This window comes from Nitrosococcus oceani ATCC 19707 (assembly GCF_000012805.1).
In the GTDB taxonomy this organism is placed as follows: Bacteria; Pseudomonadota; Gammaproteobacteria; order Nitrosococcales; family Nitrosococcaceae; genus Nitrosococcus; species Nitrosococcus oceani.
On sequence record NC_007484.1, the window covers coordinates 1,027,730 to 1,044,149 of the forward strand.

Sequence of the window (16,420 nt, forward strand, 5' to 3'; positions counted from 1 at the left end):
AGCGAGGTGAGCCGTGGGAAATAAAATATCTGATGAAGGCCCGCGTATTTATAACCTTTTCCCCTTGTTGGCGGGATCGGTTCCTGATTGGGAGCAGCGCCTTCCTGAAATTGCTGCCATGAAGTTTAATTGGGTTTTTCTAAACCCTTTCCATGCACCCGGATTTTCAGGTAGCTTGTATTCCATCAAGGATTACTATCAATTGCATCCTCTCTTTCGAGGGGAGTCCCGGGAGTCACCGGAGCAATTACTGAGAGGGTTCGTCCGTCAGGCGGAGAAGCAAGGGTTGGCGGTGATGATGGATTTAGTCATTAATCATACCGCTAAAGATTCACCCTTGGTTTCCCAGCATCCGGAATGGTATCTTCATGAAGAAGACGGTTCTGTGCATTCTCCTTTTGTGGTAGCTCCCAATGATCCGCAAAACGTTACGGTATGGGGGGATCTAGCTGAGATTGATTACCGGCAGCGGTCGGCCCGGGAAGAGCTTTTAGCCTATTGGAAAAAACTGCTACAGCATTACATCCGGCTGGGTTTTCATGGCTTTCGCTGTGATGCCGCCTATAAGGTGCCGGGGGAAGTGTGGGCGGAGTTGATTGAGACCGCCCGGCAGCTTAATCCGGAGATCCGCTTTTTTGCCGAAACCTTGGGGGCACCTCTCCATCAAGTTGAGCAACTCCATTCCGCAGGCTTCGATTATTTTTTTAATAGCGCCAAGTGGTGGGATTTCCATGCTGGCTGGCTCTTGGAGCAATATGAGCAATTTCGCCATATTGCCCCTTCCATTGCTTTTCCGGAAAGCCATGATACGGAGCGGCTAGCAGCTGAAGGGGGGGGGGAGGAGCGGCACTCTCGCACCTGGTATCTGTTCACCGCTTTCTTTTCCACAGGGGTTATGTTACCCATAGGCTATGAATACGGTTTTCGGCGTAAACTGCATGTAGTGGAAACCCGGCCGGAAGATTGGGAGGAGCCAGCGTTTGATCTTACTTCTTTTATTGGCGCGGTCAATGCCATGAAGGTTAATGCGCCAGTATTGAACGAAGAAGGTCCCCAAAGACGTTTCACTCCTCCCAGTCATCCCCTAGTGGGGTTGTTGCGCCAATCGGAGCACTCAGCTGAAAATGTGGTAGGTTTAATTAATACGGATACCGAACGCAGCCATGATTTTGGCCTTGACCACTTAAGGGAAGTGATGGGCGTGGAGGTAGAGGCTATCCAGGAAATTACGCCTTTCCACCCAACTAATTCTTTGGCAGGACATCAGCAGATTCAGGTTGCGCCTTACAGCATGCGTATTTTCCATGCGCTTGGGCAGAGAAGCTAGCACGATTACCATAAGTAAAGAACCGCTGCCCAGAAATAAATAGCAGGGATAACCTTCCAAAGGGCTGCGAGTGATGCTGAAATCCTTGCTCAGTTGGACAAAGATTCATTCGGAGGCTATTTGCACCATTGTTTGGTTCGCTCCCGTATTCCCTGTGGTTTTGTCGTAGGAGTAGACTATTATTTCATAAATTCCAGGTTCCTTAATTGAGGTCTTACCTTGAAAAAGGTTGGCGGGACCAGCAAAGGGGAGTGTTATCTCTCGTAACTTCTCGCCATTTTGCGTGAGAATGGCTTTGACTTCCAGTCTATCCGGTGGCCATAGGCCATCCTTCATGATGGGACAGCCGCACATCATCGTGATCTTTGCATGGATGTGGACCTGATTATCTCTTGATACGTGAGTCCAAGCATCTACGATAAAGCCAGGTAGATTGATAATAATCCCATCGCCAATAATATCTCTACCGGGGATCACCCAAGAAGTTACCGCGGCTTCTTGCTGAGATTGGTGAGCGCCCAAGGGACCCCATATTCGGAAGCGGAGTAAGCGGGGCCGCTCAATATTTACGGTAGCCAGGTAACCCGCCGTAGCTTCTGTGGCTATTTGTTGGCCCCGCTCAGGAGGGGTTCTCATGAGTAAAGTAGTGTCGCCAGTGCTCCCCCGGATCTCGCCTTCATCAAGAATAACTCCCGTCTTGGGGTCTTCTACTACAGCCCGCATGCCGCCTACACCGCTGCCAATGAATTTAGCATCCACAGCGCGCGCCCGAATCATAATATGGGTTTCCTCGGCAAAGGCAAGGCCGGTTCCTCCTGCTATCGCCAGATACCCCGCTAGGGTAAGCCAAAACCAAGCCGTTAGAGATAATGTTTTCATTGAGATTTCTTTAGGTATATTGTTGTAGTAATGCTTGAGCGATGTTTTCCCATTCTGTTTCCAAAGGCAATTGAGATGGAGTTTGGCCAGCGCGAGAATACCAATAAGCAGCATTTGAAGGGTCTCCCTCCTTTCGATGTAGGTAGGCATGTATCCAAGCTCCGGCCTTATCTCCAGCTGATTGAGCAAGATGGTGAGCTTGATGCCAATCCCCTTTAGCCTCGTACCATAACGCCTGAAGGGGTAAAGGGAAGTCCTGGGGGGGCTGGTCCGCGCCCAGTGAGTTTTTAAATTCTTGTAGTCCCATTAGATTGTTAAGCCCCTATTTATTTATTAAAAAATTAATACCTATATAGTTCTGGTCTTGGTGCTAACTATGGGTGCAGCGTTTATTAGACCATGTTATTTAGTAACATACATGGGCTGTTATCAGCAAAATATAGAGTATATAGTTTTGGTAGGGAGGTTGTAGCCAACCTTTCCCTAATTAAAATTAGAGGTTTCCGGGCCGTGAAAGTTTATGAAAATAGCTGCCTGTAGTGCCCACAACCGTACGATCGCCAATTTTTATTGGCGGCTAACCGTGATATTGACCGTGAATTAGTGTTTTTCGAAACACCCTTGCGCAAACTACGCTGCAAAACACCGGTATATTCGAACGGGATGGTGTATGCGAGAATGAAGTAACTCTGGAGCTGCTGCGGTGAGGTTAAATGGAATTTTTATGTACAGCCCAAATTTTCCTGCCATGCTTAATCTGTCTTACGGCAGTCAAGGATAGGAGCGCCTAGTTCTTATGCTGGCTTATATTGTTCGCCGTATCCTCTATGCTATTCCAATCCTAGTGGGAGTCAATATTTTGACTTTTGCTTTATTTTTTGGAATCAACAGCCCGGATGATATGGCCCGAATGCATCTTGGTACTAAGCGCGTCACTCAGGAAGCCATAGACGCCTGGAAGCGGGAACGAGGCTATGATAAGCCCTTATTCTGGAACAGCGATGCGAAGGGAGAGGATAAATTTACTGAAACTATTTTTTTTACTAAATCGATTTCTTTATTTCTCTTCCAATTTGGCCATGCTGATGATGGGCGAGATATTGGCCACGATCTCCGAACCCGTATGTGGCCCAGTTTAGCCATTGCAGCGCCTATTTTTATAGGGGGCCTACTAGTGAATACTACCTTTGCGTTATTAATGGTTTTTTTCCGCGGCACCTATTTAGATTTGGGAGGGGTGGTGCTTTGTGTGGCCTTAATGTCTATCTCCACACTATTTTATGTGATTATGGGTCAGTACCTGGTAGGTAAGCTGATGCATTTGGTTCCTGTTTCCGGCTATGTGGGTGGATTGGATGCTTTTAAATTCATCATCTTGCCCATCATTATTGGGATTATCTCAGGTATTGGGGCTGGCGCCCGGTGGTATCGAACCTTATTTTTGGAAGAGGTGGGTAAGGATTACGTCCGTACGGCCCGCGCTAAGGGTTTATCCGAGTTCAAAGTGCTGTTTAAGCACATACTAAAAAATGCTTTGATTCCTATTTTGACGGGGGCTGTGGTGATTTTACCTACTCTATTTTTGGGTAGTCTTATTTTGGAGTCTTTTTTTGGCATCCCCGGCCTTGGTAGTTATACCATCGATGCCATCCAAGCCCAAGATTTTGCCATTGTGCGCGCTATGGTATTTTTGGGATCGGTGCTCTATATCTTGGGTCTGATTCTAACTGATATCTCCTATACTCTAGTAGATCCGCGGGTACGTCTTAACTGAAATAATGTCTTTTCAGCCTGTTTTTCTCTGGACCGATATTCTCATCTACCTGTTACTAGCCCTGTTGGCAGTAGCAATAGGCGTGATTTGCCGACGCAAATACCTGCGCGCAGCCTGGAAGCATGTTTTGCGCAGCCGCCGCGGCCAAATTACCTCGGTGATTCTTCTCGCCTATGCTTTAATAGGTCTTTTGGATTCGGTCCATTTACGTCAGGCTTTAACGCTTCCCCCAGCTCTGCAGGCAACTACTTCGGTTCAATATTCTTCCGAGGTACTCAGCCTGCTGGATCTGTGGGTTTTTCATTTACGAGAACAGATAGAGACCACCTATTCGGCTCCCTTTGCTACCCATCTTTATACGAAAGCGTTAGTAACCCTACCAGATGGAGAGCAGCTACGAGCTTATCCTCGATTGAAATATGGAGGGGTCCATTTAGTCGATCCGGCAGAACGTTGGCGTGATATAACTCAGACAGTATTCCTAGCCGGCGGAAAAGGTCTCTTTTGCTGGTTGTTTCTCACCCTTTTGGGGCTAGCCTGGTTGGCAAAACGGCGGGGCGTGAGCTATTCCGTTTATCTGGGGTGGGTGTTGCGGGGTAGTCCAAACGCCCCATGGCGGGTTGCTTGTATCACAGTTGGGATTGTGTTGATATTCGCCTTTATAGCTGCTGCCTTAAGCCAGGATTACCATATTTTTGGAACTAATAAAGTTGGCCAGGATGTTTTTTATCAGAGTTTGAAGAGTATTCGTACGGGGCTTGTGATTGGCACACTGACTACCTTGGTGATGCTCCCCCTTGCGTTGATGCTGGGAATCGTTGCAGGTTATTTTCGGGGCTGGATAGATGATATTATTCAATATATCTATACTACCCTTAATTCTATCCCCGGGGTATTGCTGATCGCAGCGGCGATCCTCATGCTGGAAGTCTATATTGGTAACCATCCGGAGAAGTTTGGGACCGTAGCCGAGCGGGCTGATCTGCGTCTTCTCTTTCTTTGCCTTATTCTTGGAGTGACCAGTTGGACTGGATTATGCCGAATCCTGCGGGGGGAGACCCTCAAGCTTCGGGAAGCCGACTATGTTTTGGCGGCCCAAGCTTTTGGAGTAAGCCGAAGCAAGATTTTGCTCCATCATATTTTACCTAATGTGATGCATATCGTGTTGATATCGGTAGTGCTGGATTTCAGCGGGCTTGTGCTAGCCGAAGCGGTATTATCCTATGTGGGGGTAGGGGTTGATCCTTCCACTATGAGCTGGGGCAATATGATCAACAGCGCCCGCCTGGAAATGGCTCGGGAACCGATGGTGTGGTGGTCTTTAACAGCGGCTTTCCTATTTATGTTTATCCTGGTTCTCGCCGCTAATCTGTTTTCTGATGTGGTACGGGAAGCGTTGGATCCGCGAATGGGATAGTGAATGTCGGTACAACAAATACCTGTCCTCACACTAAAACAGCGCTGCCAAGGCTTGGCAGGACTAAGGGGTTTGAGTTATTGCTATTATATTGGCCAACGGGGCAATTTTGGGGCTGGAAATAGCTCTGAGCCTGGAGAGCGAACGTGGTTATTATCTGAAATTAAGCAATCAGGTCATTATTATCGTTTTTATTGTTGAAGCAGCTTTCAAGATGTATGCGGCTATGCTCTATTATCGTCGCTACTTTGGCAATGGTTGGGGGCCATCTAATTTTTTTTGTAATTTTTTCGCTAATCTTTGTGATGGAGCAATTTACCACTATTGCCCGTCTAGCGCGCCTATTATCGGGTGATGCGGCTAATCTTCGTTATTGCGGAAATGCTTCTTGTGATCAGCACGCTGGTTCGCTCTATTCCTACTATGGTCTTTGCAATTATTACTTTATTTATTGCTGTGGTCTCGAACAATGCGGGAGCATTTGGAAGATCTACGGCACTCTCCCAAAGCCGAAGAATTGTTTGCCGAACTACTACGGGAGGCCCAAGTCACTTTTTTGGGGTGATTGCAGGTACCGCTGGAAGTAGTAACGGGCGCCCACCCCTGGGGGAGAAGAAGGAGCATGCCTTTGACTGAACCCCTACTGCAGGTCGAAGGGCTCAAAACTTGGTTTGAAACCCTGGCGGGGACGGTACGGGCTGTCGATGGAGTGGATTTTGAAATTAATCCAGGCGAGACTTTTGTGCTGCTAGGAGAATCCGGCTGTGGTAAATCCATGACGGCGCTTTCGGTAATGAGGCTGATAGCTGTTCCTCCAGGCCATATAGCCGCGCAAAGAATAGTCCTAGAGAATCGTAATCTGCTAGAGTTGCCAGAAAGAGCTATGCGCAAGTTACGGGGCCGAAAGATTGCGATGATTTTTCAAGAACCCCAGACTTCCCTGAACCCCGTTTTTACCATAGGAGATCAAATCGGCGAGAGCTTGCGTGTCCACCTTGGCCTGCGGCGTTATTCTCTCCGCCAGCGGGTTTTGGAGCTTTTGGAAGCGGTGGGCATTCCCCATCCTAGGCAGCGCATCGATGATTATCCCCACCAATTTTCGGGAGGAATGAGGCAGCGAGTTATGATCGCCATGGCCCTAGCCGGAGAGCCCGAGCTGCTGATTGCGGATGAGCCTACGACTGCCTTGGATGTGACTATCCAAGCCCAAATTTTAGAACTGCTCAAAGGGTTGCAAAGGGAACGGGGCCTCTCTATTCTTTTGATTACGCATGACCTAGGGGTTGTGTCCCAGATGGCCGATCGGATCGGGGTGATGTATGCGGGGCACCTGGTGGAACAGGCCAGTCGGGAGCGTTTTTTCGCCGACCCGCTCCACCCATACTCCCGCAAACTCTTTGAAGCGCTCCCTACCCATGGCAAGCGGGATCAGCGTTTGAATGTTATCCAGGGAAACGTTCCTCCTCTCACTCAACCTTTTAAGGCTTGCCGTTTTGCTGATCGTTGTGACTTTGCCTGGGAAGCCTGCCGAATACAGGCCCCTAAGTGGATTTTGGCTGAATCTGGCTACCATGTTCGTTGTCATCTTTATGATCCAGATATTGCTCCGAGCCGGCCTCCAGCGGGCCAGGATAATTATGCCCGATCGCCTTTGTCAGCGGTACAACCTGCGGGTCAAGTGCTGCTCAAGGTAGAAGACCTGAAAGTGTATTTCCCTATTCGCAAGGGAATACTACGGCGGATGAGCGGTCATATTAAAGCGGTTGATGGTGTTTCCCTGGAAATTCGCCGTGCTGAAACGTTGGCTTTAGTGGGGGAATCGGGCTGTGGTAAGACCACCACGGGTAAAGGGATCTTGCAGCTGTTGCCGGTGACTGCTGGTAGTGTGCGATTTAACGGTGAAGAATTGACTAGGCTTAAGGGACGCGCCCTGCGCCAGCGGCGGGCTGATTTCCAGGTTATCTTCCAAGATCCCTTTGCTTCCATGAATCCGCGCATGACGGTTGCTGATATTGTAGAAGAAGGCATGATTGTTCAGCGAGTAGGGGGAAGCGCAGAGGCCCGGCAAGAGCGGGTTGCTGAATTATTGCAGCGGGTAGGGTTGCCGGCTGAAGCTCGGGATCGTTACCCCCACGAATTTTCTGGCGGGCAGCGGCAACGGATCTGTATCGCCCGTGCTTTAGCAGTTAAGCCCAAGCTTATTGTTTGCGATGAACCGACCAGTGCTTTGGATGTTTCCGTCCAGGCCCAAATCTTGAATTTGCTGCGGGAAGTTCAGCATGAGTTTGGTCTGTCCTATTTATTCATTACCCATAATCTGGCGGTAGTTGAATATTTGGCCCATCGGATAGCGGTGATGTATTTGGGCCGTATCGTGGAAGAAGGAACGGTGACCCAAGTGCTTCAGCGACCTCAACATTCTTATACTAAAACGCTCCTTGCTGCGGTGCCGTCGGTAGAGAGGGATTAAAAAATATTGGACTTAGGTCAGCAAGCGGTAAAGCGCCTACATCGGCCAGTCTGTTATAACATCGAGGTATGGAAATCGGTGACGGTTATTATTGAGGGAAATAACATGTCCCTTTCGATGTTATAGCGGTCATCGCCGTATCCGAGCGAATTCTAGATGCAGGTGAAATAAGGGATCGGAAGGCCAAATAGAAATCTGGCGATTACTCCCCGTTAAGCGTGTTCCTTTTATCAGCAGTGAGAATTAAGCTGGATAAGGCGGTATTCACTGTGCCGAGAGTTACTCCTGATTCTGCTATAATTTTAATTATTAGTCTATCTTTTCTCAAATCGCCTCTATAAAATTATGTCTCAGCTTGGGCAGGATGCCTGTTCATCCTATAAAACACAAGGAATAGCGTTTCTGGAGAAAGGGACGGATAGTTGTGTCAGGTGTGGATTGTGTTTGCCCCATTGCCCTACTTACCTCTTGACTGGCGATGAAAGTGAATCTCCCCGAGGCCGGATTTCTCTCATTAGGGCATTAGCACAGAATCAGCTGGCGCCTACTCCGCCCTTGTTAGGCCATTTGGAACGCTGCCTAACTTGCCGCGCCTGCGAGTCAGTTTGCCCTTCTGATGTTCCCTATGGGCGTTTAATTGATACCGTCCGTGCTCAAGTCCGAGTCCAGCAGTCCCGTGGGCAACGGGTTAAAAAACATCTCCTCCACCAGTGGCTAATCCCTCGTCCAACCTTACTTCGTGGTCTTGGAGGATTGATGAGACTGGCCCAGCGCATAGGGGTTGTAGGGTTAGCTCGGCGCAGCGGGTTGTTGGAAGCTTTAGGATGGGCTTCGCTAGAGGCTTTGCTGCCTGAATTACCTCCTCGGCAAGGATGGCAGCCCTTTTTTCCTGCTCAGGGCAAGGAGCGGGGCCAAGTCGCTTTATTTACAGGTTGCGTTACTGATGTGGTGGATCAACCCTCATTAATGGCAACGGTGCAATTGCTAAACCAGGTAGGTTATGGGGTCCATATTCCTAGGAAGCAGGTTTGCTGTGGTGCTTTGGCTAGACACGACGGTGAATGGGAACGAGCCTTGGCACTAGCGGTTGAAAACATCACAGCATTTGCTACTGCGGAAGTCGAAGCGATTCTCTGCACTGCCAGTGGTTGCACAACGAGTCTGGTAGACTATCCTCAGTGGCTGCAAGAGGTGGGAATGGAGGCTGTCGCTGCTCGCGATTTTGCTGGTAAACTTTGGGATGTTAACCAATTTCTACTTCAAAGGGCTTGGCCGGCAAGCGTAACCCTGAAGCCTCTGGCAAAACGGATTGCGGTACAAGATCCTTGCAGCTTGCGCCATGTTTTGCACCAGCACGAGGCGGTATATACTTTATTGCGCCGAATTCCAGAGGCTGATATTTTACCGCTCCCAAGCAACGGGCAATGCTGTGGCGCCGCTGGAAGCTATATGCTAACCCAGCCAGAATTCGCCCAATTTCTACGTGCCGAGAAAATAAACGCCTTACAGAAAATTCAACCTGATATTTTGGTGACCTCTAATATTGGGTGTGCGCTGTATTTGGCTGCGGGGATAAAAGAGGCGGCTCTTCCTATTGAAATATTGCATCCTGTGCAATTATTAGCTCGGCAACTTAGTTTTTAGTAATAATATATACTTGGAATTTTTGTTTTTGCATGGGGAAGAGATTAAGAATCTTCTTGTTACCTAAGGTTAAGCAAGACTATTCTTAGGTTAATTGAAAAAGCAATAATGGAGCAGGGAATGGAAGGGAGAAGATTGTCGCAGCTTGACCGTGTCATCATTAATTTTGACGATGCTTTACGTACGGTTTTTGGGCAACCTCGGACAACCGAAAGGGCTAGTCCTGCCTCTGGCATTGCAGAAGGAGCATTAAGTGAGAAAGAACGGAGGCTTTCAGGATGCCTGATGCGGGTCAATCACGCGGGGGAAGTGGCCGCTCAAGCTTTATATCAAGGACAGGCATTAACTGCACGCCTTACCGAGATTCGAAAGGCTATGGAGAATGCCGCCCGGGAAGAGAACGAGCACCTCGTTTGGTGTCAGCAGCGAGTACAAGAGCTTGGGGCCCATACCAGTTACCTCGGCCCTTTTTGGTATGGTGGATCTTTTGTCATCGGCGCCTTGGCGGGGATGGCGGGAGACAAGTGGAGTTTAGGCTTTGTGGCCGAGACGGAACATCAAGTTGTTAAGCACATAGAGCGGCACTTAGATCGTATTTCCGCTCAAGATGCCCCAAGCCGGGCTATCTTAGAGCAAATGAAAGAGGATGAAGCCCGGCATGCTACAGTGGCTTTAGAAGCCGGTGGAGTGGAGTTACCTTCTTCCATTAAGGCCTTGATGGGGGCCGCATCGAAAGTGATGACCCGAACGGCGTATTGGATATAGCCTTTCTAACCATTATTTAAGAGTAGCTAATATCAATATAGGAGCAAGAAGCTATGGCCGATTTTAAACGTGGCGATTCTAATTACGTACGGTCCGCCTATAGGCGGCCAGGTTCTGAACGGCCCGAATATGGGCGTTCTAAAAATCGTGGGCAGATTTGGTCTGTCATCATCGTGCTTTTGCTGATCGTCGTGTTAGCGGGAGGCGCGGTATGGATGTATCTCAATGGTAAAGGCGAAGAAGAAGCCGTGGCAAGCAAAGAATCGGAAGTTGCTAGCCCGCAAATGGCTGAGTCAAACACCACCGAGTTGGAACCTTCCCAGCAAGGAGGCACTGAAGAAGAATTTGCATCTACAGCTCCCAGTGAAGAAGATGAGTTTGCATCCTCAACTCCCAGCGAGGAAGAAGATGAGTTTGCTTCGATTTTAGAGGAATTAGGGGTAGGGAGTGAACCTAACGAAGAAGAAGCTTCCACTCCCAGTACAGTAGAGCCGCAAGCAGAGGGATCAGCCGTTGAAGGTAATACTGTAATAGGGACTGCGCCGGAGGAGCCTCAGTTCTTCGATGAAGAAGAAGATCAATTTTCTACCGAGGAATTTACCATACCTGAACAAGAGCAACCAGAAGAAGCGGTTGGAGAACAAGCTGAGCAAGCTACTGGGCAGTTTAGAGGAACTGAGCGGCAAGTAGAGGAGACCCAAAAGAGGGGAGAAGCTAATAATAAGATGAAGGAAGCGGAGGAGGAAGATTTTGCTGCGGTAACTCCATCATTTGAAGAAGCTCCAACCAGATCCCAGGCTGAAGGATCATTTCCACAGACGGTAACTGTTCAGTCAGGCGATTCTCTTTCCGTTATCGCTGACCGTGTTTACGGTGATGCGGGTAAGTGGCGTTTAATTTATGAAGCTAACCAGGATCAATTGGAAAATCCTGACCAATTGTTGGTAGGGATGAAGTTAACCGTTCCTGATCCAAATGATTAATTACATATTTGGTAAAGGTTAGCTAAAAAAGAAGGGCGAATCGCTAGCGATTCGCCCTTCTTTTATTGTACAGAGTTTTTGCTTTTAAGGTACGCGCTGGTTAATGACCACCGATACCGGTTTGGAAGAGGTAGCTGGAATAATACCTTCCGCAAATCCTTCGAAATCACCACTTTGAGGTACCGGATTGCCTGACCAAGAAACTCGGGCCCCGACTTGAAACTCGCTAAAATTCGACATCTTCATGCTCGGCATCATCGCCATGGAGTCATTTAATACCACTGTAAGAGGTAGATCTTTAACCTGGTGCCGGGCAGCGGCTAAGGGCATGGGAGGACCTTTAGCTGCACGGGCGAAAACGAAGACGGTAGAGCTTTCAGAGACCTCACCCTGCAGGGCAGGATCAAGCGCTACTTTCACCTCGATGCGAGGGGCTGGCGTATCCCCTTCTTCCGTGTTGGTAGTGGTTGCCGGGGCTCGCGCTTCGGTAGTAACGCGAGCCTCCGTTGTTGCTCCACCAGCTGCCATTTCTGGTGCTAATTGCGCTAAATGGGCGCGCACCATACGTTCTTCCTCGCTACCTGGTGGGAGCTGAGAAGCCAGTCGTTGGAGGTAGGATTTTGCTTCTTCGTCCTGGTTTGTTTGAAGCGCGTTTACCGCTGCCAACCACAATGCTTTGGGATGCTGGGGGGCGAGTTCAAGCGCACGATGTACCAGCTTCAAAGGCGCTCCCTGCAGGCGCCGTCCTTGGCTTGCGGCGAGGGCTTCCGCATAATCTAAAATGACATCGGGATTTTGGTCATCTAAAGTATAGGCACGGCCTAATGCTTCGGAAGCTTTCGCAAATTCATTGGTAGCCAAATAGGTGCGTCCTAACAATTGCCATCCTCTGACATCTTCGGGGTGTTCCGCAAGCCGTGCTTTAAGTCCCTCCATGGCGTGACGCATGGTATCCATTTCTTGCTGAGAACCTTCTTCCATGGCCAAAAAACGCGCAACTTGATCGCTTGCTCCAAGTTGTTGATAGGCCACGAAGGCGAGTGAAGGCGTGAGTAAGAGCAGAAAGAGCGCAGTGATCCAATGCCGCTTTGGTTTGAGTTCAGTAGAAGGTGTGCTGCCCGTAGCAAGATCGGCAGCCATAGCTTCTTCTAGCTCGCGCCGGGCTAGGGCAAATTGTTCCTCGTTTAGAGTACCATTGCGAAGCTCCGCACGTAGTTCCCGCAGTCGTTCACGGTAAATCGCGATCTCCGCCGTCGTTTCATCAAGAACCTGTTGATTATGGCGGCGTAATAAGGGGGGGAGCAAAAAACTGAGTGCAAGAAGCACCATTATTCCTGCAGCTATCCAAAATATTGACAAGGAAGTCATGAGTTCTCTTCCTCCAGTAGTTTAGCCATACGGCGATGTTCCGCTTCAGAAAGGGTAGGGGTCAAGGTTTGGTGGCGTCTTCGCATGGCAACGATGAATACCCCGAATCCCAATAATAAAAGTAATACAGGCCCGAACCAAAGCAAATAGGTGGTAGGCTGCATCGGTGGTCGGTAAAGGACAAAATCCCCATAACGCTGTACCAGAAAATCAACGATTTCCTCATTGCTGGCGCCCTGTTGCATCTTTTGATAAATTTCGCGCCGCAAATCGCCCGCTAGATCGGCATGGGAATCGGCAAGGGATTGGTTTTGGCAGACTAAACACCGCAGTTCTTCAGCCAGTTGCTGGAATCTGGCTTCTTGACTTGGGTCGTCAAACTTGAAAATGGCAGGATCGGCGGCAAAGACCACCTGTGGTCCCGCCAAGATAACCATCAATAGTAATGTCCGGATCATTTTAACCCCCTTGAGTTTCGAATGACCGAATTAGAGGGAGCAGCTTATCTTCTACAACCTTCCAGGTTAAGGGACCAATCTGCTTATAACGAATAACGCCTTCGGGATCGAGGAGAAAGGACTCAGGGACCCCATAAACGCCCCACTCGATGCCCACCTGCCCATCAGTATCGACGGCAATGGCTGCATAAGGGTCGCCAAGATTAGCTAGCCATTGTAATGCAGCTCCTCGTTCATCTTTGTAGTTGAGGCCAATGATGGGCAACCGGGTTTCTCTCGCTAACCGCATGAGAACTTCATGTTCTGCCCGGCAGGCAACGCACCAACTGGCCCATACATTGATCAAAGCTGGTTTACCAAGGAGGTCGCTGCGGTAGATTTCTTTGCTAGGCGTTCTGAGCTGGGAAACCCCCAGCTCCGGAGCTGGTTTATCAATAAACGGCGATGGCACTTGCCGGGGATCCCGCTGTAGGCCAACAGCAAAGAACAGGACCAGAGCTGTAAAAATAATTAAGGGAATAGTATAGCGCAACATTAGATTTCAGCCGCAGCCTCAGGTTTGGGAGGGTTAAGCTTGAAGCGCATTTTTTGTACGCTCACCCGGTAACGTCGATCACTGGCGGCAACTGCGCCGCCTAGGGCCATCAATAATCCACCCAGCCAAATCCAGCGTACAAAAGGCTTAAATTGAATGCGTAGACTCCAAGTATTACTGCCAAGAGATTCTCCCAAGGCAACGAATAGATCCCGGAATAACCCTGCATCAATACCCGCTTCCGTCATGGGAGAAGTTTGTACTAGGTAAATGCGTTTTTGGGGGTGGAGGGTCGTGATCAAATCTTCACCCTTGAAGACCGATATAGTTCCCTCAATAGCCCGATAGTTGGGACCATCAACCTCATGAATTTTATCTAGGCGGAACTCATAGGCGCCTAATTCCGCTGTCTCGCCAACGGTAACGCCCACATCCCGGTCCTGTCCATAGATAGTGGTTAAAGTGACGCCGACAATAGCGACTGCAAAGCCGGTATGGGCCAAGGACATGCCTATAAAGCTCCGCGATAAGGAACGTGCTCCTGCTACAATTCCCCCCCGGTTTCTGAGTCGATTCCAGAGGCCAAGAAGAGTTGTTAGGGCAACCCAGATAGCGACGGTCAGCCCGGCGGCTGCGCTGAAAATATCTCCTTTATCAACGATATAGGGAACTAGAATTCCAATTGTTAAGCTAATGGCAAAGATAAAACCTAATTTTTTGACGAGTTCCCCTAAGCTTTGCTGCTTCCAGCGGGATAGGGGGCCAGCTCCTAGCAAGAAAGCTAGGATGACCATTAAAGGCACAAATACGGTATCAAAATAGGGTGGTCCTACCGAGATTTTACCTAACCCTAATCCTTCGAGAACCAGTGGATAAAGAGTACCTAACAACACACTGCCTGCAGCGACTATGAGTACGACATTGTTCGCCAATAGAAGCCCTTCGCGGGAAAGAAGATGAAAACGGCCTGTATCCTGTACTTGCGGCACCCGCACGGCATAGAGAAGGAGTGATCCGCCTACGGCAAGTCCTAGCAATATCAGGATAAAAACACCCCGCGTAGGATCCGTTGCAAAGGCATGCACGGAGGTGAGTACCCCGGAGCGCACTATAAAGGTTCCAAGCAGGCTGAGGGAGAAAGTAAAAATGGCGAGCAGTACTGTCCAGCGCTTGAAGGCATCCCGTTTTTCAGTCACGGCAAGGGAATGAATTAGCGCGGTACCCACAAGCCACGGCATAAAGGAAGCATTTTCAACCGGATCCCAGAACCACCAGCCGCCCCAGCCGAGTTCGTAGTAGGCCCACCAGCTCCCTAAGGTAATCCCAATAGATAAAAATAACCACGCAACTACCGTCCAGGGTCTAGACCACCGCGCCCAGGCTGCATCTAGGCGTTTGCCGATAAGCGCCGCAATGGCAAAGCTAAAGGCCACGGAAAAGCCCACATAACCCATATAGAGCATGGGGGGGTGCATCACTAGGCCGGGGTCTTGCAATAAAGGATTGAGATCTTGTCCGTCTAAGGGGGCGGGGAAAAGACGTAAAAATGGATTAGAGGTTAGGAGCATAAATAACAGAAAGCCCACATTAACCATGCCCATGACGGCTAGCACACGGGCCACATAGGCTAATGGTATGCTACGGCTAAATAAGGCCACAGCTACTGTCCACAGGCCTAGAGTTAGGCTCCACAGTAATAGTGATCCTTCGTGGGACCCCCAGATGGCGGCAAAACGATAGGCTGGTGGTAGCGCGGAATTAGAATTATTGGCTACATAGGCTACGGAAAAATCATTATTGAGAAAGCTGATAGCCAGGCAGGTGAAGGCAACGATTAGGAAGAAACACTGACCGTAAGCGGCAGTTCGTGCTACATTCATCCAGCCTATGATTCCACGCTGAGCGCCAATAAGAGGCAATATTGCCTGGGAGAAGGCTAGGGTGAGGGCTAAAATCAGTGCGAGTTGTCCAAGTTCTGGAGTCATAGCTTATCCTCGGTATTAGCTTTTGTTTTGGCAAGCGAGTCGGCGACCTCGGGTGGCATATATTCTTCGTCGTGTTTTGCTAACACTTCGCTAGCTTCAAACACCTTGTTGGGTCCTAGCTTACCCATGGCAACGATCCCTTGTCCCTCGCGAAATAAATCAGGGAGGAGACCGCTATAGACCACGGTTACTGTCTGCGCCATATCGGTGAGGTCAAATTGTACATCTAGATTGCCGCTTTCTCGCTTTACACTGCCATTAACCACCACTCCTCCGACTCTAATGCTAGTGTCCGTAGGCACTTCTCCAGCCATGATTTGAGTTGGGTTGTAAAAAAAGAGAATGTTTTCTTGAAAGGCTTTTAGCCCTAGTCCAGTGGCAATGGAAACCCCTATAACTACCAGTATTACCATCGCAAACCGCCTTTGACGCACAGTCATAACTTATCCTCTCGCTGTAGCTGACGGGTTATTCGGCGCTGCCGAAGTCGGGCATGTATTATATTGCCCACTAATACGACGGCGGCAATTCCATAGGCTGTCCATACGTAAAGGGCATATCCGCCCATATGGAAAAATTCCTGCAATGTATTCATAACTCAGGAGAAAATTTCAAGGTGGTGATTAAAAATATGTTTAGGTACTATCTCATTTGATAGCCGGTTAGCGAGTTCTCCGGCTATTATAAAATCTAGTTACGAGGGCTAAAGCACAGCTTAATCCCTATTTCTACAACAGTTTAAGGAAAACCTGCCCGAAGAATGGACTCTAGAACAGTCCACTAGTTCATTATTCATTGGTTCGCTAGCAAGATTT

The 16,420-nt window shown here is 49.1% G+C and carries 16 protein-coding genes; 8 read left to right on the plus strand and 8 right to left on the minus strand.

Features of this window, described 5'->3' with window-relative positions:
* The first annotated feature begins 13 nt into the window (after positions 1-13).
* Positions 14-1,327, plus strand: coding sequence for an alpha-amylase family glycosyl hydrolase (locus tag NOC_RS05085; RefSeq protein WP_002809144.1), 1,314 nt, complete (start codon positions 14-16; stop codon positions 1,325-1,327).
* 105 nt (positions 1,328-1,432) lie between these two features.
* Here the strand turns inward: NOC_RS05085 and NOC_RS05090 are convergent, their stop codons facing one another.
* Both NOC_RS05090 and NOC_RS16700 read right to left on the minus strand, forming a co-directional pair.
* Positions 1,433-2,206, minus strand: a complete 774-nt coding sequence (locus NOC_RS05090; protein WP_002808793.1) for a hypothetical protein — start codon at positions 2,204-2,206, stop codon at positions 1,433-1,435.
* Between the two features lie 10 nt (positions 2,207-2,216).
* Positions 2,217-2,513 carry a hypothetical protein gene (locus NOC_RS16700; RefSeq protein WP_002809238.1) on the minus strand — a complete coding sequence of 99 codons (297 nt, stop codon included), beginning with the start codon at positions 2,511-2,513 and terminating at the stop codon, positions 2,217-2,219.
* 489 nt (positions 2,514-3,002) lie between these two features.
* Between NOC_RS16700 and NOC_RS05100 the strand changes: the two genes are divergently transcribed.
* The 7 genes from NOC_RS05100 to NOC_RS05135 all read left to right on the plus strand — a co-directional run bounded on the left by NOC_RS05100 (position 3,003) and on the right by NOC_RS05135 (position 11,259).
* Positions 3,003-3,980 (plus strand): ABC transporter permease, encoded by a 978-nt coding sequence (locus NOC_RS05100; RefSeq protein WP_002810441.1) that lies wholly within the window; start codon positions 3,003-3,005, stop codon positions 3,978-3,980.
* A gap of 4 nt (positions 3,981-3,984) precedes the next feature.
* Positions 3,985-5,397 (plus strand): ABC transporter permease, encoded by a 1,413-nt coding sequence (locus NOC_RS05105; protein ID WP_002810318.1) that lies wholly within the window; start codon positions 3,985-3,987, stop codon positions 5,395-5,397.
* Between the two features lie 109 nt (positions 5,398-5,506).
* On the plus strand, positions 5,507-5,752 hold the full coding sequence (locus NOC_RS05110; protein ID WP_244860060.1) for a hypothetical protein: 246 nt from the start codon (positions 5,507-5,509) through the stop codon (positions 5,750-5,752).
* A 267-nt stretch (positions 5,753-6,019) separates the two neighbouring features.
* On the plus strand, positions 6,020-7,867 hold the full coding sequence (locus NOC_RS05120; RefSeq protein WP_002809932.1) for an ABC transporter ATP-binding protein: 1,848 nt from the start codon (positions 6,020-6,022) through the stop codon (positions 7,865-7,867).
* Between the two features lie 345 nt (positions 7,868-8,212).
* On the plus strand, positions 8,213-9,511 hold the full coding sequence (locus NOC_RS05125) for a (Fe-S)-binding protein (protein WP_002808570.1): 1,299 nt from the start codon (positions 8,213-8,215) through the stop codon (positions 9,509-9,511).
* Between the two features lie 120 nt (positions 9,512-9,631).
* Positions 9,632-10,276: a 2-polyprenyl-3-methyl-6-methoxy-1,4-benzoquinone monooxygenase gene (coq7, locus tag NOC_RS05130; RefSeq protein WP_011330519.1), complete on the plus strand. Its 645-nt coding sequence runs from the start codon at positions 9,632-9,634 to the stop codon at positions 10,274-10,276.
* A 53-nt stretch (positions 10,277-10,329) separates the two neighbouring features.
* Entirely contained in the window at positions 10,330-11,259 is a 930-nt protein-coding gene (locus NOC_RS05135) for a LysM peptidoglycan-binding domain-containing protein (RefSeq protein WP_002809294.1), read from the plus strand.
* Positions 11,260-11,343: 84 nt separating this feature from the next.
* Here the strand turns inward: NOC_RS05135 and ccmI are convergent, their stop codons facing one another.
* The 6 genes from ccmI to ccmD are packed head-to-tail and all read right to left on the minus strand — an operon-like array spanning position 11,344 to position 16,200.
* On the minus strand, positions 11,344-12,627 hold the full coding sequence (gene ccmI, locus NOC_RS05140) for a c-type cytochrome biogenesis protein CcmI (protein WP_002809027.1): 1,284 nt from the start codon (positions 12,625-12,627) through the stop codon (positions 11,344-11,346).
* Positions 12,624-13,085, minus strand: a complete 462-nt coding sequence (locus NOC_RS05145) for a cytochrome c-type biogenesis protein (protein ID WP_002808858.1) — start codon at positions 13,083-13,085, stop codon at positions 12,624-12,626. The genes ccmI and NOC_RS05145 overlap by 4 nt, the downstream gene beginning before the upstream one ends.
* Position 13,086: 1 nt before the next feature.
* Positions 13,087-13,620 (minus strand): DsbE family thiol:disulfide interchange protein, encoded by a 534-nt coding sequence (locus NOC_RS05150; protein ID WP_002809090.1) that lies wholly within the window; start codon positions 13,618-13,620, stop codon positions 13,087-13,089.
* A complete protein-coding gene (locus NOC_RS05155) occupies positions 13,620-15,605 on the minus strand; it encodes a heme lyase CcmF/NrfE family subunit (RefSeq protein WP_002810391.1) in 1,986 nt (661 codons plus the stop codon). Before NOC_RS05155 ends, NOC_RS05150 begins: the two co-directional genes overlap by 1 nt.
* Positions 15,602-16,045, minus strand: a complete 444-nt coding sequence (gene ccmE, locus NOC_RS05160) for a cytochrome c maturation protein CcmE (RefSeq protein ID WP_011330520.1) — start codon at positions 16,043-16,045, stop codon at positions 15,602-15,604. The genes NOC_RS05155 and ccmE overlap by 4 nt, the downstream gene beginning before the upstream one ends.
* On the minus strand, positions 16,042-16,200 hold the full coding sequence (gene ccmD, locus NOC_RS05165; protein WP_002810698.1) for a heme exporter protein CcmD: 159 nt from the start codon (positions 16,198-16,200) through the stop codon (positions 16,042-16,044). The genes ccmE and ccmD overlap by 4 nt, the downstream gene beginning before the upstream one ends.
* Between the last annotated feature and the right edge of the window lie 220 nt (positions 16,201-16,420).